Origin of the sequence: Ornithinibacillus proteolyticus, assembly GCF_039581225.1 — a bacterium.
GTDB lineage: Bacteria > Bacillota > Bacilli > Bacillales > Amphibacillaceae > Ornithinibacillus > Ornithinibacillus massiliensis.
Window position 1 is genome coordinate 47,190 of record NZ_JBCPXV010000019.1, and the last position, 23,123, is coordinate 70,312.

Annotated in this window: 23 protein-coding genes and 1 riboswitch; of the genes, 17 read left to right on the forward strand and 6 right to left on the reverse strand. The window is 37.8% G+C overall.

The genetic code is table 11. The annotated features are described in order from the left end of the window. Positions 1 to 61: 61 nt before the first annotated feature. Together AAIB49_RS10545 and AAIB49_RS10550 are read right to left on the reverse strand one after the other, a co-directional pair. Positions 62 to 451 carry a hypothetical protein gene (locus AAIB49_RS10545; protein ID WP_339212460.1) on the reverse strand — a complete coding sequence of 130 codons (390 nt, stop codon included), beginning with the start codon at positions 449 to 451 and terminating at the stop codon, positions 62 to 64. Between the two features lie 14 nt (positions 452 to 465). After that, a complete protein-coding gene (locus AAIB49_RS10550) occupies positions 466 to 936 on the reverse strand; it encodes a hypothetical protein (protein ID WP_339212462.1) in 471 nt (156 codons plus the stop codon). Between the two features lie 183 nt (positions 937 to 1,119). Between AAIB49_RS10550 and AAIB49_RS10555 the strand changes: the two genes are divergently transcribed. The 3 genes from AAIB49_RS10555 to AAIB49_RS10565 are packed head-to-tail and all read left to right on the forward strand — an operon-like array spanning position 1,120 to position 2,245. Then, positions 1,120 to 1,596 carry a DUF2975 domain-containing protein gene (locus AAIB49_RS10555; RefSeq protein WP_339212463.1) on the forward strand — a complete coding sequence of 159 codons (477 nt, stop codon included), beginning with the start codon at positions 1,120 to 1,122 and terminating at the stop codon, positions 1,594 to 1,596. Positions 1,597 to 1,606: 10 nt separating this feature from the next. After that, complete coding sequence (locus AAIB49_RS10560; RefSeq protein WP_186867990.1) at positions 1,607 to 1,813, forward strand: helix-turn-helix domain-containing protein; 207 nt, start codon at positions 1,607 to 1,609, stop codon at positions 1,811 to 1,813. A 36-nt stretch (positions 1,814 to 1,849) separates the two neighbouring features. Further along, positions 1,850 to 2,245, forward strand: coding sequence for a hypothetical protein (locus AAIB49_RS10565; RefSeq protein ID WP_339212466.1), 396 nt, complete (start codon positions 1,850 to 1,852; stop codon positions 2,243 to 2,245). A gap of 113 nt (positions 2,246 to 2,358) precedes the next feature. Here AAIB49_RS10565 and mgtE read toward each other — a convergent pair whose 3' ends face one another. Further along, positions 2,359 to 3,714: a magnesium transporter gene (mgtE, locus tag AAIB49_RS10570; protein WP_339212467.1), complete on the reverse strand. Its 1,356-nt coding sequence runs from the start codon at positions 3,712 to 3,714 to the stop codon at positions 2,359 to 2,361. 437 nt (positions 3,715 to 4,151) lie between these two features. On the opposite strand from mgtE, the gene AAIB49_RS10575 reads away from it, so the two are divergent. The 12 genes from AAIB49_RS10575 (at position 4,152) to AAIB49_RS10630 (ending at position 16,627) form a co-directional block, all read left to right on the forward strand. Further along, positions 4,152 to 4,835 carry a response regulator transcription factor gene (locus AAIB49_RS10575; RefSeq protein ID WP_339212468.1) on the forward strand — a complete coding sequence of 228 codons (684 nt, stop codon included), beginning with the start codon at positions 4,152 to 4,154 and terminating at the stop codon, positions 4,833 to 4,835. Further along, entirely contained in the window at positions 4,832 to 6,673 is a 1,842-nt protein-coding gene (locus AAIB49_RS10580; RefSeq protein ID WP_339212470.1) for a sensor histidine kinase, read from the forward strand. The genes AAIB49_RS10575 and AAIB49_RS10580 overlap by 4 nt, the downstream gene beginning before the upstream one ends. A gap of 180 nt (positions 6,674 to 6,853) precedes the next feature. Then, positions 6,854 to 7,729, forward strand: a complete 876-nt coding sequence (locus tag AAIB49_RS10585) for a polysaccharide deacetylase family protein (RefSeq protein WP_339212471.1) — start codon at positions 6,854 to 6,856, stop codon at positions 7,727 to 7,729. Positions 7,730 to 7,805: 76 nt separating this feature from the next. Continuing rightward, a complete protein-coding gene (locus AAIB49_RS10590; protein ID WP_343458055.1) occupies positions 7,806 to 8,768 on the forward strand; it encodes an LCP family protein in 963 nt (320 codons plus the stop codon). A 195-nt stretch (positions 8,769 to 8,963) separates the two neighbouring features. After that, a complete protein-coding gene (locus tag AAIB49_RS10595; RefSeq protein ID WP_343458056.1) occupies positions 8,964 to 9,677 on the forward strand; it encodes an N-acetylmuramoyl-L-alanine amidase family protein in 714 nt (237 codons plus the stop codon). A gap of 190 nt (positions 9,678 to 9,867) precedes the next feature. Then, positions 9,868 to 10,572: an AraC family transcriptional regulator gene (locus AAIB49_RS10600; protein WP_343458057.1), complete on the forward strand. Its 705-nt coding sequence runs from the start codon at positions 9,868 to 9,870 to the stop codon at positions 10,570 to 10,572. A gap of 85 nt (positions 10,573 to 10,657) precedes the next feature. Beyond that, positions 10,658 to 11,560 (forward strand): EamA family transporter, encoded by a 903-nt coding sequence (locus tag AAIB49_RS10605; RefSeq protein WP_343458058.1) that lies wholly within the window; start codon positions 10,658 to 10,660, stop codon positions 11,558 to 11,560. A gap of 333 nt (positions 11,561 to 11,893) precedes the next feature. Then, positions 11,894 to 12,682, forward strand: coding sequence for a MerR family transcriptional regulator (locus tag AAIB49_RS10610; protein WP_186867999.1), 789 nt, complete (start codon positions 11,894 to 11,896; stop codon positions 12,680 to 12,682). 100 nt (positions 12,683 to 12,782) lie between these two features. After that, the gene (locus AAIB49_RS10615) at positions 12,783 to 13,580 is read left to right on the forward strand and encodes a CPBP family intramembrane glutamic endopeptidase (protein ID WP_343458059.1); all 798 of its coding nucleotides are present in this window, start codon (positions 12,783 to 12,785) and stop codon (positions 13,578 to 13,580) included. Between the two features lie 195 nt (positions 13,581 to 13,775). Next, positions 13,776 to 15,035: a DUF5068 domain-containing protein gene (locus tag AAIB49_RS10620; protein ID WP_343458063.1), complete on the forward strand. Its 1,260-nt coding sequence runs from the start codon at positions 13,776 to 13,778 to the stop codon at positions 15,033 to 15,035. Between the two features lie 372 nt (positions 15,036 to 15,407). Then, positions 15,408 to 15,454, forward strand: a riboswitch (PreQ1 riboswitch). A 96-nt stretch (positions 15,455 to 15,550) separates the two neighbouring features. Then, positions 15,551 to 16,051: a preQ(1) synthase gene (queF, locus tag AAIB49_RS10625; protein ID WP_339212488.1), complete on the forward strand. Its 501-nt coding sequence runs from the start codon at positions 15,551 to 15,553 to the stop codon at positions 16,049 to 16,051. A gap of 21 nt (positions 16,052 to 16,072) precedes the next feature. Further along, entirely contained in the window at positions 16,073 to 16,627 is a 555-nt protein-coding gene (locus AAIB49_RS10630; protein ID WP_186868002.1) for a VUT family protein, read from the forward strand. A gap of 167 nt (positions 16,628 to 16,794) precedes the next feature. Here AAIB49_RS10630 and AAIB49_RS10635 read toward each other — a convergent pair whose 3' ends face one another. From AAIB49_RS10635 to AAIB49_RS10645, 3 genes are all read right to left on the reverse strand, one after another. Beyond that, entirely contained in the window at positions 16,795 to 18,081 is a 1,287-nt protein-coding gene (locus tag AAIB49_RS10635) for an MFS transporter (RefSeq protein ID WP_481857861.1), read from the reverse strand. Between the two features lie 157 nt (positions 18,082 to 18,238). Further along, on the reverse strand, positions 18,239 to 18,895 hold the full coding sequence (locus tag AAIB49_RS10640; protein WP_339212497.1) for a hypothetical protein: 657 nt from the start codon (positions 18,893 to 18,895) through the stop codon (positions 18,239 to 18,241). 116 nt (positions 18,896 to 19,011) lie between these two features. After that, entirely contained in the window at positions 19,012 to 19,431 is a 420-nt protein-coding gene (locus tag AAIB49_RS10645; protein WP_186868005.1) for a MarR family winged helix-turn-helix transcriptional regulator, read from the reverse strand. A gap of 1,431 nt (positions 19,432 to 20,862) precedes the next feature. Here AAIB49_RS10645 and AAIB49_RS10650 point away from each other — a divergent pair. Continuing rightward, positions 20,863 to 22,260, forward strand: a complete 1,398-nt coding sequence (locus AAIB49_RS10650) for a polysaccharide deacetylase family protein (RefSeq protein WP_343458061.1) — start codon at positions 20,863 to 20,865, stop codon at positions 22,258 to 22,260. Between the two features lie 199 nt (positions 22,261 to 22,459). Next, on the forward strand, positions 22,460 to 22,957 hold the full coding sequence (locus AAIB49_RS10655; RefSeq protein ID WP_211740929.1) for a hypothetical protein: 498 nt from the start codon (positions 22,460 to 22,462) through the stop codon (positions 22,955 to 22,957). The last annotated feature ends 166 nt before the right edge of the window (positions 22,958 to 23,123 follow it).

A 23,123-nucleotide genomic window follows, 5' to 3' on the forward strand; every position in this document is an offset into this window, starting at 1 on the left:
AAAGGATTTTTAAACTATATATAGAATAATACAAAAATAAGAAAAATCCAAAAATATAAATCTAAAACCCCTCAAATCCTAACCCCAAAAAGAACTCCCTAACATCCTCCGGTAACGCCTCTACCGCAAGAATTTTTAACCGTTCCGTCCCAGGAGATGTCATAATCACATAGGACGTTTCACCGAACTCCATAAGTGTGAACTGTCCTACTCTATTTGCTGTATTGGCTTGAATATAGGTGAAGTCCTCTTCTGTAAAGTTATTCTCATAGCCATTTAATATAAGGCTTTGTACATCCTCAAAGCTATCCGCAAAATGTAACTTTTGATACATTTCAAGTGAGTTCTTTGGTGTGAAAAATAATACATAGAATACAGAACCCCCAACGATGATGAAGAAAAAAACGAAGAACCATATCCAAACAGCTGGTGTTTTTCTTTTAATTAACATGAAAATATCCCTCATTATTTGTTAGTAGAAATCGTGATAAATGGCTCTTGTTCACTCAGTACATCAATCATAAACTCCGATGTTATATACAAATGATGTTCAACAGAGGGATGGATATCAAATAAAATAGGATTAATCCCATCATACCAGGATAAATAAGACGAATTCTTTACTTTATAAAAAGTTGGCTCGTAAGTTAGTTTACTTAATCCCTGTGTTACTCTCTCTTTCCCTACTCTTGAAATAAGCTTTTCAATATCTGCTCTGGCTATTTCATCAAGTATGCGAAACGTAATGACTGAATTAAGATTAGATTTATTTTTCCCGTAAGTGAAGGTATACTCTTTTGAACCATTGAATTCCTCAAATACGAGTATAAAATCTCCTTCGTAATGCATGTTTACTAAGTTCATTGGATTATCAAATCTACTAAAAGGATTATTCGTAAGAGGCTCCCAAACCACAAGTTGCCCTTTTTCCAACATATAACCTATCCCCTTTGTTTTTTGATCTTATTAAGATATTCGACTATTACTTCCAAATTCCTCTAATCTCATCGTGGGAATCGTAAAATCAACAAAAAAACATCAATTATTAATAAAATTTTATTGTAAAACGATAAACAAGATGGTAAAGTAACATTGATAATAGATAAGTGAGGTGCTTTTATGGAACGAGGGAAAACGATTTTTCTAAGGATAGCTGTTTATCTTATGGGGATTCTAGTACTTGCTTTGGCTATATTTTATTTGCCAAGGTTGGCAAACGATACGGCAGAAATGTATCCTGAGTTTGCTTATCTGAAGTTTCCTGTACTATTTGGCTTGTACATAACCGTGATACCATTTATATTTGCGATTTATCAGGCATTGAAGCTTTTAACTTATATTGATCATAACCATGCCTTTTCGGAAATGTCTGTCACGTCCTTAAAATATATACAATACTGTGCCATTATGATCAGCATCATATATGTAATAGGGATGATCTATTTCTTAACCCAACATGCTTTACACCCAGGAATTGCAATTATCGGATTTACCATTATGTTTAGTTCTCTTGTTATTGCAGTCTTCGCGATGGTTCTTCAGAAACTGTTGAGAAATGCGTTAGATATAAAAGCAGAAAATGATTTAACGGTCTGAGGTGAAAACAGTGGCAATTATAATCAATCTTGATGTGATGCTAGCAAAAAGAAAAATGAGTGTAACAGAGTTATCCGAAAAAGTGGGAATTACAATGGCTAACATATCTATTTTAAAAAATGGTAAGGCCAAGGCGATTCGATTATCAACCTTAGAATCGATTTGCAAGGTATTGGATTGTCAGCCGGGGGATATTCTGGAGTATCGACCTGATTAGGCAATGAAGGTCAGAATGAGATAGGAGAATAGGTACTTGTTTTGTTTAAAAGGAAAGGGAGTGGACGTCATGGGGATTTCTCTTCTATTTTTAGTGGTTATAAGCATCATTTTCATTTCAACCATTACTATTCCGATAATTATCGCTGCGAGAAAGAACGAGAACAGAATACCGCCTCGAAAGATTTCTTATGTCATAGTAGCGCTATTGCTGCTTCATTGGGTATTTTTCTTAACTAGTGGTTATGCTCTACTACCAACGAATATTGCAGATGCCATATTCATGCCTGTGTGGCTAGTTTTATGCGGGGCAGGTGCCATTACAGCTATTTATGAATTTAAAGGCAATAAAGTTTTTGCTATTCCGGTAGCGGGTTTAACCACCATTAGTTTGCTATTTAGCTTCTTCAGCTACGGACTCTCCAAAATGTAGAACAACAACAATGATAAAATAAGACACCGACTCCACCAATCTAAAAACCCTAATCCACTCACTAGACTTTAGTAAATGGATTAGGGTTGCTTTAAAAACCTATATTCTTCTGGTCACATTAGCTGCGTAATAAACATCGTCGCAATCCCAAAGTAAATCAGTAAGGATAAAATATCATTGATCGTTGTAATCAGCGGTCCTGATGCGACGGCTGGGTCGACCTTAAATTTATATAGAATTAATGGGATAATCGTTCCTGCTAAAGTTCCAATAATTAACGTGATTAATAACGAGCTTCCCACGACCAAGCCTAGTGTTAGACTACCTTGCCACAAATAGGCAATAATCGTAATCATGATGGCACAGATAATCCCAATCATGATACCTACCCACAACTCACGGGCGATTAGCTTGATAACTTGTCTAAAATTCAAGTCTTTTGATGCAAGCCCTCTTACGACTACTGCAAGTGATTGGGTTCCTGTATTACCGGTCATCCCTGCAATCATTGGCATAAAGAATGCGAGTGCAACTGACTTTTCTAGCGTTGCAGAAAAGCCATCAATGATACTACCTGAAATAAGCCCTATAAAGAGTAGTAAAATTAACCAAGGTAATCGCCGAGAAGCAGCGATGAGAGGCTTCGTATTGAAGTCAATCGCTTTACCAGAGGCAGATAATTTTTCAATATCTTCGTTCGCTTCTTGAATGACGACATCAATAATATCATCGACCGTAATAACCCCTACTAATTTATTCTCCTCTTCTACAACTGGAATGGAGACAAAGTCGTATCGTGAAATTAACTTAGCAACTTCCTCCTGGTCTGTTAGTGCATCGACCTTCACGACTCTACTATACATAATGTCCTCAATCTTATCTTGCAAATCAGCCAGCAATAAATCTTTATACGATACAACTCCGATAAGATGCTTATCCTCATCAATGACATAGAGATAGTTAAGGTATTCAGCCAGCTCTGCAAAATGCTTTAGCTTATCGACTGCCTCACGAACAGTATAGTTCCTTGGTATCCATACATAGCGGTTATTCATAATCCTACCAGCAGTCTCAGGAGGATAATTCATTAAGTTTTGGACGATTTGGTATTCTTCCTGCTTCATTTCTGATAACAGTTCTTCCATTTTTTCCGGCTCTACATTTGCTAGTAGATCCGCCAAATCATCATTTTCCATTAAATCCAGAACTTTCGTTGATGTTTCAATTCCTACTTTGTGTAGCACATCTAACTGATCTTCATTCTCTAACTCCTGGATAAAGTCTGTAAGTTGTTCAATGGACAAGTAGAGAATAAACTTATTTCGATATTTAGGAGCTAATTGAAGATATTGCTGCGCTAAATCATACGGCTGCAATTCATCAATAATTTCTTGGAATGTCTCTTTCTTTCCATCTTTTAAGGCTTGGATAATAGCCAATGTGATTTCGTTCTCTATATTTAGCGTCATCCATGTCCCCTCCTTTATGTAGGATGGCAATTGAATTAATTGTCCCTTACTTCATTATTCCCATAAACTAGCCCGGTGAAAAGTAGTATAAAAAGAAATGTGACCAATTCCTTGGAATAAGCAATGCTATAATGATGGAACCTAATAAAAATAACTCCTTATGTACGCATTAATTAGGATATAGACTAAATAGGGAAAATGCAAACCCCTTTAAAATACGTTTAGCGTAATAAAGGAAAAAAATACTAATTAACTAGACAGCGTGAAAACCCCTATGAATAAAGGGTTTGAAGCGCTCTGTTGAGCTGTTATTTGTGAAGTTTCTACCAATCAACTTTATTTTCTTTATCTAATCTTTACATGAAATTGATATAATTTTAATGTTTAAGTAGAATTTAGTGATTGGGGTTTATTAAGGTTAAACAAGGATGGGTTCTATGAAAGAAACAATATTAATTGTGGAAGATGAAGATATACTAAGAGAGATTAATAAGGACTATTTTGTCGATGCGGGTTATAAGGTGTTAGAGGCAAAAAATGGGAAGGAAGCATTAACTTTATTTGAAAGTTTAGCAGTTGATTTAGTCATTCTTGATGTGATGATGCCGGAACTGGATGGATGGTCCGTATGTAAGAAAATACGTGAGAAGTCCACCGTACCCATCATTATGCTAACAGCAAGGTCAGATGAAGAGGACACCCTATTAGGATTCGAACTAGGAGCAGACGATTATGTTACAAAGCCATTTAGTCCACGAGTTCTGCTAGCAAGGGCAAAGCGCTTACTCACCTCGCAAGGTGGACATAGCGTAACCGAAAATAATGAAGTCCTGAAGAGTAAGCATCTCGAAGTAGACCTCCGTTCCCATTCTGTAAAGGTCGATGATGAGTACATTACGTTAACCCATACTGAATTTGAAATATTAACCTACCTAATGAAAAATAAAAACATCGTCGTATCCAGAGAACAATTAATTATTAAAATTTGGGGATACGATTTTGCTGGGGATGATCGAACGATTAATACGCATATCCGTAACTTACGACATAAATTAGGGAAATGCGCCAATCAGATCAAAACCATTGTACGTGCAGGATATAAATTTGAGGAATTAGAATGAGAAATCGCATTGTAGTGAAATTATTCTTGCTCACATCAGGACTGTGTATATTAATATTGGCCAGTATTTTTATAGGTCAAACGATCCTATTTGAAGATTATTATGCGAACAATAAAATGAACCAGTTATCACAAGCCGTTGATTCATTCATCGTAGATTACCAAAAGCTAGATGAAGATGAAATCAGGCGGCAAGAGCTAGAGCAACAATTCTATCAAGAAAACAATGCATGGATTGCTGTATTAGACAAACATGGTTATATTAACGGAACGAAGGATTATTCCGTGCAATTAAATCAAGGGTTTGTGTTAGAAGACGATATGGTTACCTATACCGATCAACAGGTTGCCATCCCCATTTTCTACCTAGAGGATACGTATAATGAAAATGACCAGCTCGACTTTTTTGAAGGAAAAGAAAATCGTCTAATTGAAATTCACGGGATAGAAAAGGATAATGAGATTTATCCATATGAACTTATTTTAAGTACGGAAGAAGTTGTGTATGAACCGGAAAATCCTTTTTATCTACTAAATGGTGGAATTGAAAATGTAAGTTTTTGGAAAAATAATGCACTTGCTGCAGAAGCAGAAAAACATAAGGATTCCAAGAAAATCGTAAACCAAGTAATATATGGAAGTATTGATGACATACACATACCGAGCAATAATAGTCTTTTATATGCTTCAACCCTATCCAATCGACTATTTTTGGAACGAATTAAGCAATTTCAAATTGATTTGATTTTTAACCGTACACAGGTCCCTTTATCTGATGAGCTAGAATATGAGGAAAATGGAATAAATTATCGCGTGTTAATCAACGAGCAACAAGATACTAATGGCGAGACCATCTATTTCTTTACGATGGCTTCCCTACAGCCAATTGATGAAGCAGTAGAGATGATGAAGGATTACTACATTTATATTATTCTGGGCGTCCTCGTATTAATTTTGTTAGTGGCATTTTATTATTCGAAAAAAATAGCTAGCCCATTATTAAAAATTAATAATACAGCAAAGCGGATAGCTAATTTAGATTTTAAAGAAAGAGTACCTGTGAAGTCTAAGGATGAAATCGGTGAATTGGCTAAGAATATCAATTCCCTTTCCGATACGTTACATTCCTATATACGAGCATTACAACAGGATATCGAGAAGGAAAGGCAATTAGAACTAACACGTAAAAGCTTTATCGCCGGCGTGTCGCACGAGTTAAAAACACCTTTAAGTATTATGAAAAGCTGTATCGACATCCTACAAGATGGTGTAGCGAAGGATAAAAGGGAATATTATTTCGCAGCGATGAGTCAGGAAGTTAACCGCATGGATCGCTTAATCGTTGATATGCTGGAGCTGGCTAAGTTTGAATCAGGGACATACAAAATGAAAATGGAAGTCTTTCGTTTTGACGAACTAATCCATAATGTTTATCAGCAATTGCTAATTAAGGCGCGTGACAAGGATGTACATGTAAACGTGAACGTAGAGCCTATTGAGGTAGTTGCGAATGAACATTGGATCGAACAGGTAGTAATGAATTTCGTAACTAATGCGATTCGTCATACCCCTGAATCAGGGCATATCACGATCACTACGAGTGAAGAGGATAGTAAAGTAAAAATAACTATAGAAAATGAAGGTAGCTCCATTGATCCAGATCAATTGGAAAAGGTATGGGATCGCTTCTACCAGGGTGATAAGAATCAACGCTCGAAGGAAGGGACAGGATTAGGACTTGCTATTTCCAAAAACATCTTACTATTACATGATGTCGAGTATGGGGTTTATAATACCGACACAGGGGTATGTTTCTACTTTTATTTAAATAAATCATAATGTTTTAGACAGTCGTCTAACCGCCCTTTCTAGTTAGGGTTAGACGACTTGTTCCTTGGAAACTTATTCTAGTAATCTTTAAGTTAACTTCACGCTATCTTTTTTTTATCTTTATTTCACTATACTACTCTAGCATTATGCACCAACAGTAAAGGGTAAAGTGAAAGGAAGATCATCTTTATGTTAAAAAGTTACCGACCACTAATTATTTGTGTTGTACTAATTATCGTAGCTTTCGCGATTGTAACGAAATTTAGTTCGACCGCTGTTAGCTCAGAAACTAGTGAGAATAATAGCGAGCAATCGTTACCCATAGATTCAGAGAATGAAAAGGAACAAGATAAAGAGGAAGATACAGTAGCACCGGAAGCAGAAACGAATGAGAACGAAGAAGTGGTGGAAGAACTAGAAAAATCGATAGCAGATGAGACGGGGAAAGTCGTATACTTAACATTTGACGATGGCCCGAGCTCTGTTTCAGATGAAATTTTAGATACGCTTGATCAATTCAATGCGAAAGCAACATTCTTTATGCTAGAGCCTGCGATGAAGCAATATCCAGGGGCGGTAAAACGTACGGTTAAGGACGGCCATGCTGTCGGATTACATGGAGTGACCCATAATAAAGATATATTTTATAAATCCGAACAGGCTGCTTTAGGGGAAATGAAAACAGCCCAGGACACATTAGAGAGTATTTCGGGTGTCCATTCCTCCTTAATCCGTACACCGTATGGAAGCATCCCATATTTAACCGATTCATTTAGGGAAGTGTTTGATCAGAATGGATTCAAATTGTGGGATTGGAATGTCGATAGCAGTGATTGGAGTTTATCCAAGAATGAATACGTAAAGAATGTTATATCACAGGTAGAAAAATTAGAAGATGATGGGATACCCCCTGTTATATTAATGCATGATCGTGGCGAAACTGCCCATCATTTATCTACTCTGCTACAGTACTTGCAAGAGCAAGGTTTCCAGACGAAGGTAATTGATGAGCATATACAAGCATATCATTTCAACTGTTATAATCGCTGTTATCGTCTTCCCTAGTAATAGGATAGGTATGGACTAGTTCTATGTTACTAGCGTATTCATGCAAGATAATACGAAAGTGAGGGAGATTACATTGGAGAACCGAAAGCAAATTAGAAAGAGAAAACGGAGAAAATTAACTTGGAAGTTTTTATTATTAATTGTCGCCGCAGTCGTAGCATATAGTATTTATTTCTTTGTAAATGTTTATGCGGCTACAAAAGAGGCTCATGAGGAGATTGACCGTCCAGATAACAAGTCGGCACTTAGAGAGGAAGAGGTTGACTTTGGTGGCGACCCGATATCGATATTATTAATGGGAGTGGATGATGGGGCAAGTGGCCAAAATGGTCGTGCTGACTCGCTAATTGTTGCTACATTAAATCCGAATACCAAGCAAGTATCCCTAACAACCGTTCCACGTGATACAAAAATGGATTTTACGGCAGATGAAGTAGACCCTGCTTATGTTGGTTACCATAAAATTAACGCAGCATACTCCTATGGTTCTATGTTTGGCTATGGTGCCAATAAACTAACTGTCGAAAAGGTAGAACAATTGTTAGATATTCCAATCGACGAATATGTTGCGGTTAATTTTGAAGGATTTAGTGAGGTAGTAGATGCACTCGGTGGCGTTACGATTGATGTCAAAGAACCGTTCTCACAAAAAAGTCACATTAAAGGTGGCGAGACCTTCTACTTTGAAAAAGGTGAGCAAAAGATGAATGGTGAGGAAGCTCTTGCCTTTGTTCGTATGAGAAAACAGGCAACGAATAACATCTACTCACGTGAAGAAAGACAACGCCAATTTATCAAGGCGACCTTGAAGCAAGCCATTTCTACGAACACTTTGTTTAAAGTCGGAGAACTGGCAAATATTATCGGATCAAATGTGAAGACTAGCCTAAGTCCTAGTGAAGTATTCCAATTACAGAAGCTATATTCATCTATTGATGCTTCAGAAATCAAAACGTATGAAATAGAAGGTCAGGATGAAAAAATTGAAGGTATCTATTATTTCATCCCGTCAGAAGAAGGATTAGCTACTATTTAAAACAGGAATTGGAATTATAATGTGTAAAGTAGTCTATACTGAGATATTGGTATAGGCTACTTTTTACTATCTTTATGTCACCTTTACATCAAGGTGTTACACTATAGATGAAAAGGTGAGATACACTTTAAGGTGGATAAACAATCATTGCAATAAACATACAGCTACTAGATGTGAAACAAGGAGAATTAGCGCATGAAGAAATGGATTAGATTAATGGTTTTTGGTCTGTTAGTCGTTCTACTAATCGTTACTTGGAAGGAAAATGTACAGCTAAGTAAGGCATTAAGCCAGGCTAAAAAGGAAGCGCGACTGAGTAACCAAGACGTGGTCGTATCAAATCAACAGGAAGATAGCTCTTCAGGCCCGGTTTATAAGGTCGTAGTGGATCCAGGGCATGGTGGTGATGACCCGGGGGCAATCGGTGCTAGTGGTTCTTTTGAAAAAGACTTCACCTTAAGCTTGTCAAAGAAGCTAGCAGCACTACTGGGACAAGAATCAGCATTGGAAGTATACATGACTAGAGAAGAAGATGTCTTCATTTCAACGGAAACAAGAGAGAGACCGAACTTTGCGAATGACCTATCTGCGGATTTATATGTTTCGATACATGCTAATACATATGATAACCCTTCCGTATCGGGGACGGAAACGTATTATTACCATGACGATGCAGAAGTATTAGCCAATACGATTCATAAGCATTTGTTAAGTGCAACAGGCTATACCGATAGAGGGGTTAGAAAGGAAAATTATTTTGTCCTAACCGATACGACGATGCCTGCGGTCTTATTAGAAGTAGGCTATTTGACGAATCCAGAGCAAGAGCGAGAGATGATATCGGAGGAATTCCAACAAACGGCCGCAGAAGCTATTCGTGATGGTATAAAAGAATACTTGGATCTGTAAATGGACTTGCAATATGTAATCTCTTATCAGTATGTAACTTGAAAAGCCAGTTATTCTGTCATGAAGGAAGGGAAAAGCACGGTTACACTAGCGCCATACATCATCTACTAAAAAAACGGAATTCTCCCTTTATGGTACACCTTATAAGATTTATACTATATTATAATAAGCTAAGGTTATGGGGGAGTACATGATGCAACGTCTCAATCAAGTCATATGCGAGAGAAGAACGTATTCGAAGGAATTCCATTCACATCAACATGATTTTGGCCAATTTCTTTTCCCTTTACAGGGTACCTTAGACATACAAACAAAATGGCAAGCGGTAAACCTTACATCCGATTATTGCTTTTACCTTCCTCCAAATTGTAATCATCATTACCGATCGGTCGATAGGAATGAATTTCTAATCTTAGATATCCCGATTCGCTATTTGCCGGAAGATACGGACAGCATGTACATACCGTTAGATAAACAATGGAGCTCGATTCGTTATTTGCTATTGGAAGAGGCACGGAATGAGGATAACCTATCTTCTTTAGTAGATTTGACTAGATATGTAACGAATAAGCTGCAAATCTCCCATTCACCATCCATTGATTATATTCATAAACATTATAAGGAGCCTATTAAGCTAGAAGCATTAGCAGCTATTGAACACTATCATCCGGTATATTATTCAGCTTGGTTTAAGAAAAAGACTGGGAAGAGTCCGAAAGCATATATTTCCGAGCTTCGCTTGAAGGAGGCAAAGCATCTCCTGCTTGCAACCGATTGGTCTATGTCGAGGATTAGTGAGGAATTAGGCTATGAGAATTCGTCCTCATTTACGAGATGGTTTGTAGGCTGTGAGGGAATCGCTCCACAACAATATAGAAAGCTTCAAATTGGATAAAAAGGATAGTAAACTTGGTAAAGAAAATTCTTAAGAATTTTTCTATGATAAGTTTACTATTCTTTTTTTAATTGAGGTGAGCAAAATGACAGGGAAGTTACCTCCTTTTTTGATATTATTGGCTGCGATTCTGTGGGGGACAACAGGAACATCACAAGCGCTTGCCCCAGATTCCGCCCATCCGATTGCGATTGGGGCTACTCGTTTAGCGGTAGGAGGGGTATTTTTATTACTAATAGTTCTCCTAACTGGTAAATGGAATGTCAGGAACTGGCCAATTAAGCCGACACTAATAGCGGCTTTATGTATGGCCTTGTATCAACCTTTATTTTTCTCAGCTGTTACATTAACTGGGGTGGCTATAGGGACTGTAGTAGCGATTGGGAGTGCCCCTATTTTATCTGGATTTTTAGAATGGCTTTATCGTAGAAAACGCCCGCCTATGATTTGGTGGTGCTCCACGCTGCTCTCTATCCTCGGCTGTCTTTTGCTATTTATGAATAAAGACGCTGTTCAAGTGGACCCGGTGGGGTTATTCTTGGCATTGGGTGCGGGGTTATCATTTGCAGGATATACGCTAGTAAGTAGGGAGCTAGTAGCGAAATACGCTTCTCTATCTGTAGTGGCAATTGTATTTACCCTTAGTGGGATTTTGTTATCGCCATTTTTGTTTGTGTTTGATATGTCCTGGCTAGCAAGTTCTCGCGGTGTTGTAGTCAGTCTTCATCTGGGCATCGTGGCAACAGGAATAGCCTATTTATTATTTGCCAAAGGGCTTACCCATGTATCCTCCTCTACCGCTGTTACCCTATCGTTGGCCGAGCCGCTAACAGCTGCATTATTAGGCGTCTTTATCGTAGGGGAGACGTTAAGCCTTATCTCGTGGGTAGGGATGATCCTTTTACTTATTGGAATCGGGATATTAATAAGGTCGGAGAAATCGAATGGAGAAATGGAACTTAATGAGCAGAAAAGTATGAGTGGTTGAAGCATAGCTAGACATGAAGTCCCTTTACAAAATAGCGTAAGGGGGCTAATTTTTGTATTCCATAACTAATCAACCTATTACAGCAAGATTTGGTTAATCAACCAGTCTGCCAAAAAGGAGCAACATGAAAAATGAACTCTCCTAACCAATGGGTAACTTTAATAGGCGTATAAATATCAAGTTTGCGAACATCCTGAAAGCGGGACTACTCAGGGAATAATGGTGAATGACCAAGACATTATTTATAATAAGTGTAGAGGTCTATTTTTTAATAAAAATGTTTCTGTGATAAAGGTAAGTCTATTCTTACAGCCGATTTACAGGGGGTGAATTATGTATACCATTGGTCAAGTTGCTAAATTTTTGGGAGTTTCTAGGGATACATTAAAGTATTATGAGGAAAAAGGTTTGGTTAAACCGGAGCATGATGCTCATAATGGGTATAGAAAATATAATGAATATGATATTCAGGACGTTATTACAACCAATTTTTATAGAGAAATTGATATCGAGATTAAGAAAATCCAAGAGATACGGCAGAATATGAGTGTAGTCGATTTAGAAAGTATATTAGAGGAGAAGGAAGAACAAATAGTTGAGGAACTTGAATATAAGAGTCTTCTTTTAAAAAAGATTAGATCGGTGAAAGAAGCTTGTAATAAAATTAACAATCATTTAGGAAAGTATACGATTAAAGAGATGGGACCATTAGAAGTAGTGGGCAACATAACGGATTATAAAGCTTACAATGAATATGAAATGTTAAAAATTAATACAGAGGAGAAAGCTGTTACGTTAAAGAGTGCAAGACGTGTTATCTATTTTGATCAAAAGGGAATTAAAGAAGATCACTTTGTTATTGTTAGAGAGATGGGAGATCCAGAACATAATGATAACGGTGGTATCCTTTATCATCCGCAATGTATGTATATGGTAATCGAAAACGGCAGAGCGGTGGATGGTGGGGAAAGTATGGACCAAGAAGTAGGAGAAAGGCTTTTAAAGATAGCACGTGAAAATGGGTATGAATTAGCTGGTGTAACGTATATCAATATATTATTGACTACATATGTAGATGGTCTAGAGCGTGTGTTTTTAGAAGTGTACACCCCTTTAAAATAAATCGTAAATGGTCTTGAGCTGGGGGTAACCCACAGGTTTAAAATGATGATTAGTAATGGATGACTCCATTATTAACGACTTGTTTTAAAGGAGTGGCTTTATGAAAAAGAAAAAACCAGTCAAGAGACCATTGATACGTTTTATTATCTTAAGCTATGTTATATTTTTTGTGATTTTTACCGTTATTGGCATAAGTATGCTATTGGGGGTTCCTAATAGTATAACCAACCTTCTACAAGTTATCGCTGCATGGTCTTCAACCTTTGCTTTTATTATATTGTTTAAGAGAATTCAACAAGAAGTAAGTTTAATAGCGTTTATAAAAAAACAATTTGCTGAAAGAATAAGGCCTTCTGTATTGATTAATGTAGTAAGTATACAAGTTTTAATCCTCTTTGTAGCTATTATAGTACTATCCAATATACAGGGTACGCTAGCGTTTTCCTTTACGAGCTTCGGACTATTGCTCATTGCTTTTATAGACAGTTTAGTAAGGGGACCTTTAGGTGAGGAGTTAGGTTGGAGAGGGTATGCTTTAAGTGAATTACAAAAAAAGTACTCTCCATTATTATCTGCCATCATAATAGGGTTTTTGTGGGGATTTTGGCACACCCCACTATGGTTTGCCTCAGGTTATACTGGGATGAATTTAATCAAGTACATAGTGCTTTTTATGATTGGGATTGTATCTATTTCCATTATGATGACGCTATTCTTCAATCTGAATAAGAACCTTGTAATCCCTATTGTCATTCATCAATTGTTTAATTTCTCTCTTGTGGTCATTCCGGGGGAGGTATTAGACGTTTTACTATATATAATGCCTTGTTATGTTATAGTCGCATTACTATTAATTGTTATAAATCCGAGAAAGATATTATATGGCAAGAATCTCTAGAGCAAATCATTAAGCTAAAATAAACCATCCCTGCTCCTGCGAAGGTCGTTCTAAAGTAATGTGACTTGAGACTTAGTATTGTAGCATTCTTCCATATAAATTACTCCTTTCTCCTCATATTACTAAAAAGTCTAATATGTTACACTGTTACCAGTTTGAAAACTTGGAGGTTGGAAAATATTGGGTAGATTATGGATGGTTCTTGTCACTATGATGCTAGCATTATTTATTGTCAGTGGATGTGGAAGTGACGAGAAAGATGCAGCTAATGTTGAGGATGAAGATGTTTCAAAGGAAGGTAATGAAGAGGTTGACGACGGGGAAGTTCAAGAAGAAGAACCAGAGGAAGAAGCTGAATCAGAAGAAACAAATCGAGCGGCTACTGGTGATTTTGCAGAATTAATTTCCTATATGGAAGAGAACACAGAAGGAACAGCGAATGTACTTTATGAAAATAAGGAACCACAAGTACATGAATTGGACGGTGTTACGGTTTCATTAGATGCCTATACATTGATTGAATTAAATGATTTCCATGCTAATTTTGATATCCCTTTCAATGATGAGACCGATGGTGGTGTTATTATTGCACAATATACCGTGACGAATGAGCTGGATCAGGATGTATATTATATGCCTACTTTCTATCTGTCATTTACTGGTGCGGATAAGGCTTATAACAATTATAAAGAGCTGCTTCCAGAAGAAGAACAGCTGCCAGAAATATTATCGCCGTCAAATGATTACACCTTAAAAGCTGGTGAATCTGTAACTGGTTATTACGCTTATCCATTCGGTAAGTCCCATTTACAGCAAGCATTAGATGTAGGGACTGTGGCTATAGACGTTCCAGCTGCTGAAGCGGAAAAAGGAGACTTCGGTAATCCGATTGGAAAGGAAGGCAAATTTAAACTTAGCTTAAATGAAGAAGGCGCTGAAAAGGTAGCTGCCAATGAAGCCTTTTATAAGGATAAGGTAACTACTGACGATATGGGTGAGAAGAAGATGCTGAAGGAAGAGTCTGATATTGGAGAAAGTGAACAGTTAGGAGATGTAACGGTTACACTAGAGGGATATCAGATTACTGAATTCACACCTAATGAAGTAGAAGCACCACGCTTTACTGACTTTAATAATGGAATCGTATTGCTGACAGCTAAATTCGATCTTGATAATCAAGGTTCAGAGCCTATTAATCTATCATCAATGAGTTCAAAGCTAATTGTAAACGATGGAAGTCAGTACATTCTCGATCAAGGGATGCTACTTAATTATCGGTATGGTGATGTGATTGAAACTGGCGATTCTGGTGAATATCTGCAAATATATACATTAGACAAAGAGCAGTATGAAAAAATTTGGAAAGATAAACCTATTGAATTAGAATTCGGCCCTATCCGGGGTGAGGAAGCAAAAGATATATCCAAAGGAAAAACAGCTACTTTTGAGCTATAATTGTTTTACCTTTTGATACGTTCATATAGAGGTTGGGACAAAACGAAAACAAAGGTAATAAAAAACGAACTATCACCACATTAGCACCGGAAATATACGGAGACTCCTGTGGGAGGAAAGGCATCGGTGAGACCCCGGAAGAGCGTTAGCTCTGAGGAGGCTCACCAGCCGCCCACGGAAAGCGTAGTATATTTCCGGGGCGGGTCTGATGCGCTAACTTTCATGTTCGGTTTATCCTATGTTAGAAATAGTTTTGTCCCAACCTCTTTTCGTCTCCTTAAGGAAAGGAATAAGGCAAATGGTTGCCTAATAAAATAGAGATTGACATGTGCACAAGGAGTTGTATAATAAAGAAATCAATTGCATACCCGAACGGGAGAGGTTCCTAGCTTAAACCCTCTATAAAAAACTATGGATTGCTATGTCCATAAGGGCATAGTTTTTTCTTTTTTTAATAGATTAATGCTATGGCCTCTCTTGTGAAGTGGTAACAAACTTTACGAGGAGGTTTTTTTATGTCACCAAGAACCAATAAGGAAGGATTAGACGAATTACATTTACTAGGGAATCAAAATACGAATTATCCCTCTGATTATGCACCGGAGGTATTAGAGTCTGTAGACAATCTGCATGCTAACCGAGATTATTTCGTAAAGTTCAATTGTCCGGAATTTACTAGTCTATGCCCAATTACTGGCCAACCAGATTTCGCGACCATGTACATTTCTTATATACCAGATAAGAAGATTGTAGAGAGTAAGTCATTGAAATTATATTTGTTTAGTTTCCGAAATCATGGCGACTTCCACGAGGATTGCGTGAATATCATTATGAACGATTTAATCGAGCTGCTAGATCCGCGCTATATCGAAGTGTGGGGCAAATTCACACCTCGTGGCGGTATATCCATTGATCCATGGTGTAATTATGGCAAGCCAGGTACTAAATATGAAGAAATGGCGAATTATCGTTTAATGAATCACGATCTCAATCCAGAAAAAATCGATAACCGGTAATCTTAAGAAGGGGAATAAGACATGAGAATATTTTTATATTTACTATCCATTGTCGTTGCTAATGTGATAACGGCAAAATTTGCGCCTCTAGTACTTGGCGTGTTTATAATACCAATGGGAACGTTGTTTATTGGTGCAACCTTCATTCTACGTGACCTTGTGCAAATGCGACACGGTAGAAAGAAGACATACATGATTATATTTACTGCATTAATTATATCTGGAATCGTCTCCTATCTGTTAGGGGATACCTTAATGATTGTAGCAGCATCTGCACTTTCATTTATTGTGGCAGAAACCGCAGACACCGAGATATATACGAGGCTGAAGCTACCGATACCATGGCGTGTGTTCTATAGTGGGCTAGTAGGAGGGTTCCTCGATTCGGTTGTCTTTATCGTGATTGGATTAAGCCCAATTGGTGCGAATATTTTACCATGGGCAGCAATACCGGGCGCCATCGCTGGACAAATTATGGCAAAGACGTTGGTTCAAATGATTGGAGCACTTATTTTGAATCAGTTTTATCAAATAAGAGGGAAGAGAATTACGAAAAACAGCTACAAACTATCTTAAAATCATGCTGACGGATTGGAACTATTATTTAAGATAGAAGAAATGATTGCATCATCATGTGCTTTTTTTAGTAAGCTTGAACTTTCATAAGCGCCCGTTGATATAATATAGAAAACAGTCTACCCTTGAAAGGAGTAGACTGTTTTTTTGCCCATTATGTTTACAACTTAAGAAACATTCAGGTTACCATTTTGTTCATTTAATAATTTCTTATCAGAAGGAACAAAGGCTAACACAATTGCTCCAATAATAAATAATACGATTAGGCTCAAGACACCTGCATTCGATTTTCCTGTCATTTGGGTTGTAACCCCCATTAAAACAGGACCTGTAACAGAAGCGAACTTACCAAAGATATTATAGAAACCGAAGAATTCATTAGATTTATGCTTCGGAATTAGCTTAGCATAGTACGATCTACTTAATGCTTGCAAGCCACCTTGTGATGTAGCAACAAGCATGGCCAGGATCCAGAAATCAAGTGCTGTTTCAAGGAAGTAGCCGTATATACATACGATGATATAGATGAAAACACCAATATTTAACATAAGCTTTGCAGAAAATCGGTCAGCTAATCTACCATATAGAATGGCAAAAGGAGCTGCCACGATTTGAGTGACAAACAGGACAACTAATAGAACCGTTGCACTCAATCCTACATCAGTTCCGTATGCTGTCGACATGGAAATAATCGTTCCGACACCATCTATGTAGAAAAAGTAAGCAATTAGAAATATCGTTAAGTGCTTATATTGTCTAATAGATGTAACCGTTTCCTTCAGACGACGGAAGCTTGTACGAATCGGGTTTGGTTCCCGCTTAATTCCATGTATTTGTTTAACGTTTTTAATCATTGGAATAGAAAATATCGCCCACCAGATTACGGCGATAAGAAATGCAATTTTACTAGCAGTTGTACTGGATATTGGAATAATCCCTTCTTGGGCTAACAAGATAATGGCAATACTAATTAAAAATGGAATAGCTCCACCAATATAGCCATATCCAAAGCCCCTTGCTGATACCTTATTCATCCGTTTATTATCGGTCACATCAATTATGAAGGCATCATAAAAAAGATTTGCTCCTGTTAATCCAAGTGAAGCCAATGTGAAGAGGATAAGTAATAGTAACCATTCTCCCTCTGGTACGAAGATTAACGAAAAGGTAGAGATAAGTCCTAACAATAAAAAGCTAACAAAAAACCTCTTTTTATAACCTTCATAATCTGCTATAGTTCCTAATACTGGGCCAATCATGGCTAAAATAAACGTGAAAATGGCAATGGTATAACCCAAGTATGCTGTTGAATCTGCCGCCTCTACCCCCGCCGCTGTTGCTTGTGCTTTATAAAAAATGGGGAAAATCGCGGTAGTAATAATCATGGAAAAAGCATTACTTGCCCAATCATAATACATCCAACTCGTTTCTTGCTTCGTAAATTTTCTTTTCATCATTTCACCATCCCTTAATTCTATTTTATATAATATATTCCATAGAATAATAGGAAAAGCATAAAAATTTACAAAAATTTTGCAATAAAGTATAGCTATAAAAAATAAGGCATAACTGGAGACTTGCATGTGAGGTGTCGACTCTAGTACCAGCAAACTATTGTTTATGTATTTGTTCAACCTTTGATGTTGGATGGAGGGTATAAGAATCGGAGTAGCTCATGTGTCTAATATGACAATTAGGTCCTATTTGAATTGTCCTTCCTTTAATTGAATTGGCGATTGTTGAATGAAGCTTTACATCCTCGCCTACAATAGCGGAACAAATTAATTGTTTTTTATGAATGAACCATCCCCTCTTTTCTAAGTCTACTTCTATGTGCTTCCCTTGAAGCGTTTCAATTTTGCTTTTACCAGTTAAAGCTATGGAGATGTAGTTGGATTTGACAATAGCTGCTTTAACAACACCTTTAGCCACAAAGTGATCTGCGGTAATCTCCTGCTTGACTGATAGTATCCCACTACTCTGGATCGTCATAGCTGTTCCTTCGGTTAACGTGAGGGATCCGATATTGGTAATCTCGTCAGCGTGTAATGATTGAAAGGTAGAGACCCCTTTTGAATTTAGTTTGCCGACGGTTGTATGGGATTGAAATGTTGCACTACCTAAAATAAATAAACTCTCAGACTCTAGTTCCTGCTGACATGTAACTGCCCCATTTATCCGTATCAAGGCGTAATCTAGTAACCTTTCTCTAATCACACCACTTGTTTTGGTCAACTTTTTGAAGCGGTTAGAAGCTTTGTTATCCAAGAAAATCCCCCTTTTCTAAATTGTTTTAATAAGTATATATTTTAATGATTAAAATATATACTTATTAAATATAGAAGTCAATAAAAAATACCCTTAAGATTTACTTAAGAGCATGTTTAGGTAATGGTAGACATTAATTTATTTACTTGTACTAGTGTTGTTGCTATTTTTTCTATTTCTTTTTCAGGGAATTTCTTAAATAATTCCCTTATCTTCTGTTCGCCTTGGGGAGTGAGGACCATTTTTACAATACGGCGATCCATTGGGTCCTTAGTTCGTTCAATATAGGATTGCTTCTCTAGCTTATCACACATTGCTGTTACTGCCCCTGGTGTAACATGAAAAAATTCTGCAATATCCGTAGCCTTCATTCCATCCTGTTTCTTCAGCTGGAACAATAACACTAACTGGGATTGGGTAAGCTGTTCACCCAACGTGATTCGATTGACAAATTGTTGGGACTGCTTCTGGATATCGATTATTTCTTCTATAATATAGTGAATAAGGTCGCTGTTTTGGAGATTATCGTTTATCATGCTATCCCACCTAAATTATTTCATTTAGTAAAATATATAGGTGATATAATAAGTTGTCAATTCTTATCATGTTCACAGCGCATGATCAGATGAGCTTGTTATATCCAGTATAAAAAGATCCTCATCCAGACTTTCTGCTACAAATAAATTAAGAATCCAACATGACCACACGGCTATAGTCTAGGAAAAGCTATACGGGATATTCATGATCGTATGCAAAATGAGTGCGACTATATTGGCAAAGGGAAGAAAGAAGCGCCGAATCATCCTCTCCGTGTTACTTTTTCTGTAATGCGTGATCATTTGGGTAACAGAGGGATACTCTCTGTTACCTTTTTTCGTAATTCGAGATCATTTAGGTAACAGAGAAGCGTTATCAGTGCCCTTTTTCCGTGATTCGTCATCATTTAGGTCACAGAGGAGCGCCGTCAGTGCCCTTTTTTCGTAATTCGAGATCATTTAGGTAACAGAGAAGCGTTATCAGTGCCCTTTTTCCGTAATTCGAGATCATTTAGGTAACAGAGGAGTGCCGTCAGTGCCCTTTTTTCGTAATTTGAGATTATTTAGGTAACAGAGAAGCGTTATCAGTGCCCTTTTTTCGTGATTCGTCATCATTTAGGTCACAGAGGAGCGCCGTCAGTGCCCTTTTTTCGTAATTCGAGATTATTTAGGTCACAGAGAAGCGTTATCAGTGCCCTTTTTCCGTGATTCGTCATCATTTAGGTCACAGAGGAGCGCCGTCAGTGCCCTTTTTTCGTAATTCGAGATCATTTAGGTAACAGAGAATCGCTGTCAGTGCCCTTTTTCTGTTATCCGAGATCATTTAGGTAACAGAGAATCGCTATCAGTGCCCTTTTTTCGTAATTCGAGATTATTTAGGTCACAGAGAAGTTCCGTCAGTGCCCTTTTTCCGTGATTCGAGATCAGGTAACAGAGGAGCGTTATCAGTGCCCTTTTTCCGTTATCCGTCATCATTTAGGTAACAGAGTCATCCTCTCCGTGCCCCTATTCCCGTCCCCAGTGAGTCAATTGGGTAAAGCTAGGGTATGAATAAATACGAGAGAGAAGATGCCACGCATTCTATCTGCCTTTATGGTAACGATAAATGTTAAGCTAAGCCGTATTGGTTAGATTGTCCAGGTTAGGGAATCCTGGTCTGATACGGAGCTATCAATTGTTACGACTTCTTCCCCTTGTTTCGCTGTACCGACTATACGGCTATTCACCATCTTTACATCTAATAGGGCGTTCATTTTACCTACAGGTGTGGAAATCGTTGTAACTCAAAGGCTCCACGGTGGAGAACTAACCATAACCAATCATGCGACTGGCGGGGCGATTGTGAAAGGATCATTACCGTGGTATTGTGAACCCACTCTATGAGGCGTATAATAGGAAGAGTTTACAACAAGAATTAGAAGGTGCTAATAAATGAGACAGAAACTAGTTTATTTCGTATTACCGATTATGTTAATCCTAGGTATTGTGTTATTCTTCGTCTTTTCCAGTAATGACTCTGATTCAGACACATCAGAAAAACAAGGAACGAAGGAAACTGAAACGGAACAATCCGCCTATCCTGGCGTTAATATCATAACAGAAGTGTTAGACGAGGAAGCATATCACCTTGCCATCCATTATCTCGAATTTGAAGACGAGCAGTTAAATAAGATAATGAATGATTATGTATCCAAATCAAAGCAAGAATTTCTCCAAGAAGTAGAGGATACAGAGGAGCTTTCTCAAGGTCATAGTGCCTCCTTCTATTTATCCTTTGACATTTACCCAGTGGTGGAAAACATGTATTCCATTGTATTTACAAAGGAAAGTTTTTTTGGTGGGGCAAACAGTATGCAGACATCTAAAATATTTATACCGGATATAGAGAACAACCAATTTATCGACCAAAGCAATATCATAAAGGATACGGGAGAAAGTAGAGAAGAAATTTACCAGAAGTTACTGCATGCATTTAAAATTAATGAAGCATACAGTCCGTTCTTTTTTGAAGAAGAACTACAAAAATGGATTGATGATGAAAATAATACGTTCTCTAATGTATACCTGACGGATAAGTCCATTGTCTTTAAGTTTGATAAGTATGAGGTTACGGCAGGTGCTGCGGGCACTCCGGAAATTGCTATACCATTAGTAGAAATGCAAGATTTACTGACCGATGAGTGGAAAGAACGGTTAGATGTTCCAAATCAGACAGCAGAAGATTCTGAACCAGCAAAACCAAACGAAGAGCAAGGATTAGAACAGGAAGTACCGGCTGGAAAAAAGCGAGTTGCTCTTACATTTGACGATGGACCACATCCAAGTAATACACAGGAGATTTTGAAGTTGTTAGATGAACATCAGGCAAAGGCTACCTTTTTCATGCTTGGAAATAGAGCGGTTTTCTATCCTGACATCGTCAAGGAAGTGGCTGCGAAAGGACATGAGATTGGAAATCACACATGGAGCCATAAGGATTTAACAACATTAAGCAATGAGGAGATTAGGGAGGAGTTCCAGCAGACCAATGACGCAATTCTAAGTGTACTAGGCGTTTCACCAACTGCATTTCGACCACCATATGGGGCGATTACTGACCAAGTGACTGATGTAATCGGAATTCCATCTACGTTATGGACCATTGATACATTAGATTGGAAATCACATGATCCCGATCAGGTTCTAAGCATTGTGAAGGAAAATGTACAGGATGGATCGATCATTTTAATGCATGATATTCATGCAACCACAGTAGAAGCGGTGGAACTCGTGTTAGATTTCTTAGAGGCAGAGGGCTATGCGTTTGTTACGGTTTCTGATATCAATTAACTATCTTTCTAATAAAAAATAATTCAGTAGGGTAAGTGATTTTCATCATAAGAATTCCAATTCAAAAATAAGCTAAACCAAGCAGTCGTAATGGATTCTTTATTGCAGATAGTATAAAAAACTTTCCAGCCGGCATCAGAATACTGAACATATTCGCAAATCGCCTTGTGAATAAGGCTTATTAGGAGAGGGAAACGAAATGAAGAATAAAGCAATATGGGGAATTGCGGTGTTAGTCTTTGTTTTAGCTGTATTGGTAATTTGGTGGATTCAATCATCCCAGAAAGAAGTAGAGGATAACGCAGAATATGAAGAGCAAGAGCGTATTCGGAGCTTTTTCACGGAGCTTAGACAGCATAATGGCTTTCTTTATACAGGAGAAGAGGAGTCGTTTTTCCTTCAATTTGACGAGGCACTCCTAGAAGGGGAGCTGACTGGCAGTTTATTAATAATCGAGCATACAGACGATAACGCTAGTCAGGATATAGAAACGAACTATCAAATAAACGGCATAACCGATGGACATATTTTGGAGCTTTATACGACCGTGGATGGGGAGTCTGTCAAGCTAACTGGTCAATTCCATGATGGTGCAGATCGCTTTGAGTTATTCTTCTGGATGAGGGAGGATCCATTACTGTTTCGTGCAGTGACGGAAGAGGAATTCAATCAGTTTTATGAGGAATTGAACGAATGACTTTGGATTAGCATACCAATTAACATACGTATTGGTATGCTTTTGTGCGCTTGGCAGCGCTCCGAACTTAAGGGTGAAAGTCCCAAACACGCCGTAGTGGCGGAAGTGTATAGCTGACAGGCAGTGCATGCTCGTGAGGGAATGTGCGGAGGGCTTGAAGGCAAAC

Excerpts from the sequence above, each read along its gene's own strand:
- AAIB49_RS10545 (WP_339212460.1), bottom strand. The coding sequence starts at position 451 with ATGTTAATTAAAAGAAAAACACCAGCTGTTTGGATATGGTTCTTCGTT.
- AAIB49_RS10550 (WP_339212462.1), bottom strand. The coding sequence starts at position 936 with ATGTTGGAAAAAGGGCAACTTGTGGTTTGGGAGCCTCTTACGAATAAT.
- AAIB49_RS10555 (WP_339212463.1), top strand. The coding sequence starts at position 1,120 with ATGGAACGAGGGAAAACGATTTTTCTAAGGATAGCTGTTTATCTTATG.
- mgtE (WP_339212467.1), bottom strand. The coding sequence starts at position 3,714 with ATGACGCTAAATATAGAGAACGAAATCACATTGGCTATTATCCAAGCC.
- AAIB49_RS10575 (WP_339212468.1), top strand. The coding sequence starts at position 4,152 with ATGAAAGAAACAATATTAATTGTGGAAGATGAAGATATACTAAGAGAG.
- AAIB49_RS10580 (WP_339212470.1), top strand. The coding sequence starts at position 4,832 with ATGAGAAATCGCATTGTAGTGAAATTATTCTTGCTCACATCAGGACTG.
- AAIB49_RS10585 (WP_339212471.1), top strand. The coding sequence starts at position 6,854 with ATGTTAAAAAGTTACCGACCACTAATTATTTGTGTTGTACTAATTATC.
- AAIB49_RS10595 (WP_343458056.1), top strand. The coding sequence starts at position 8,964 with ATGAAGAAATGGATTAGATTAATGGTTTTTGGTCTGTTAGTCGTTCTA.
- AAIB49_RS10600 (WP_343458057.1), top strand. The coding sequence starts at position 9,868 with ATGATGCAACGTCTCAATCAAGTCATATGCGAGAGAAGAACGTATTCG.
- AAIB49_RS10605 (WP_343458058.1), top strand. The coding sequence starts at position 10,658 with ATGACAGGGAAGTTACCTCCTTTTTTGATATTATTGGCTGCGATTCTG.
- AAIB49_RS10610 (WP_186867999.1), top strand. The coding sequence starts at position 11,894 with ATGTATACCATTGGTCAAGTTGCTAAATTTTTGGGAGTTTCTAGGGAT.
- AAIB49_RS10615 (WP_343458059.1), top strand. The coding sequence starts at position 12,783 with ATGAAAAAGAAAAAACCAGTCAAGAGACCATTGATACGTTTTATTATC.
- AAIB49_RS10620 (WP_343458063.1), top strand. The coding sequence starts at position 13,776 with ATGGTTCTTGTCACTATGATGCTAGCATTATTTATTGTCAGTGGATGT.
- queF (WP_339212488.1), top strand. The coding sequence starts at position 15,551 with ATGTCACCAAGAACCAATAAGGAAGGATTAGACGAATTACATTTACTA.
- AAIB49_RS10630 (WP_186868002.1), top strand. The coding sequence starts at position 16,073 with ATGAGAATATTTTTATATTTACTATCCATTGTCGTTGCTAATGTGATA.
- AAIB49_RS10635 (WP_481857861.1), bottom strand. The coding sequence starts at position 18,081 with ATGAAAAGAAAATTTACGAAGCAAGAAACGAGTTGGATGTATTATGAT.
- AAIB49_RS10645 (WP_186868005.1), bottom strand. The coding sequence starts at position 19,431 with ATGATAAACGATAATCTCCAAAACAGCGACCTTATTCACTATATTATA.
- AAIB49_RS10650 (WP_343458061.1), top strand. The coding sequence starts at position 20,863 with ATGAGACAGAAACTAGTTTATTTCGTATTACCGATTATGTTAATCCTA.
- AAIB49_RS10655 (WP_211740929.1), top strand. The coding sequence starts at position 22,460 with ATGAAGAATAAAGCAATATGGGGAATTGCGGTGTTAGTCTTTGTTTTA.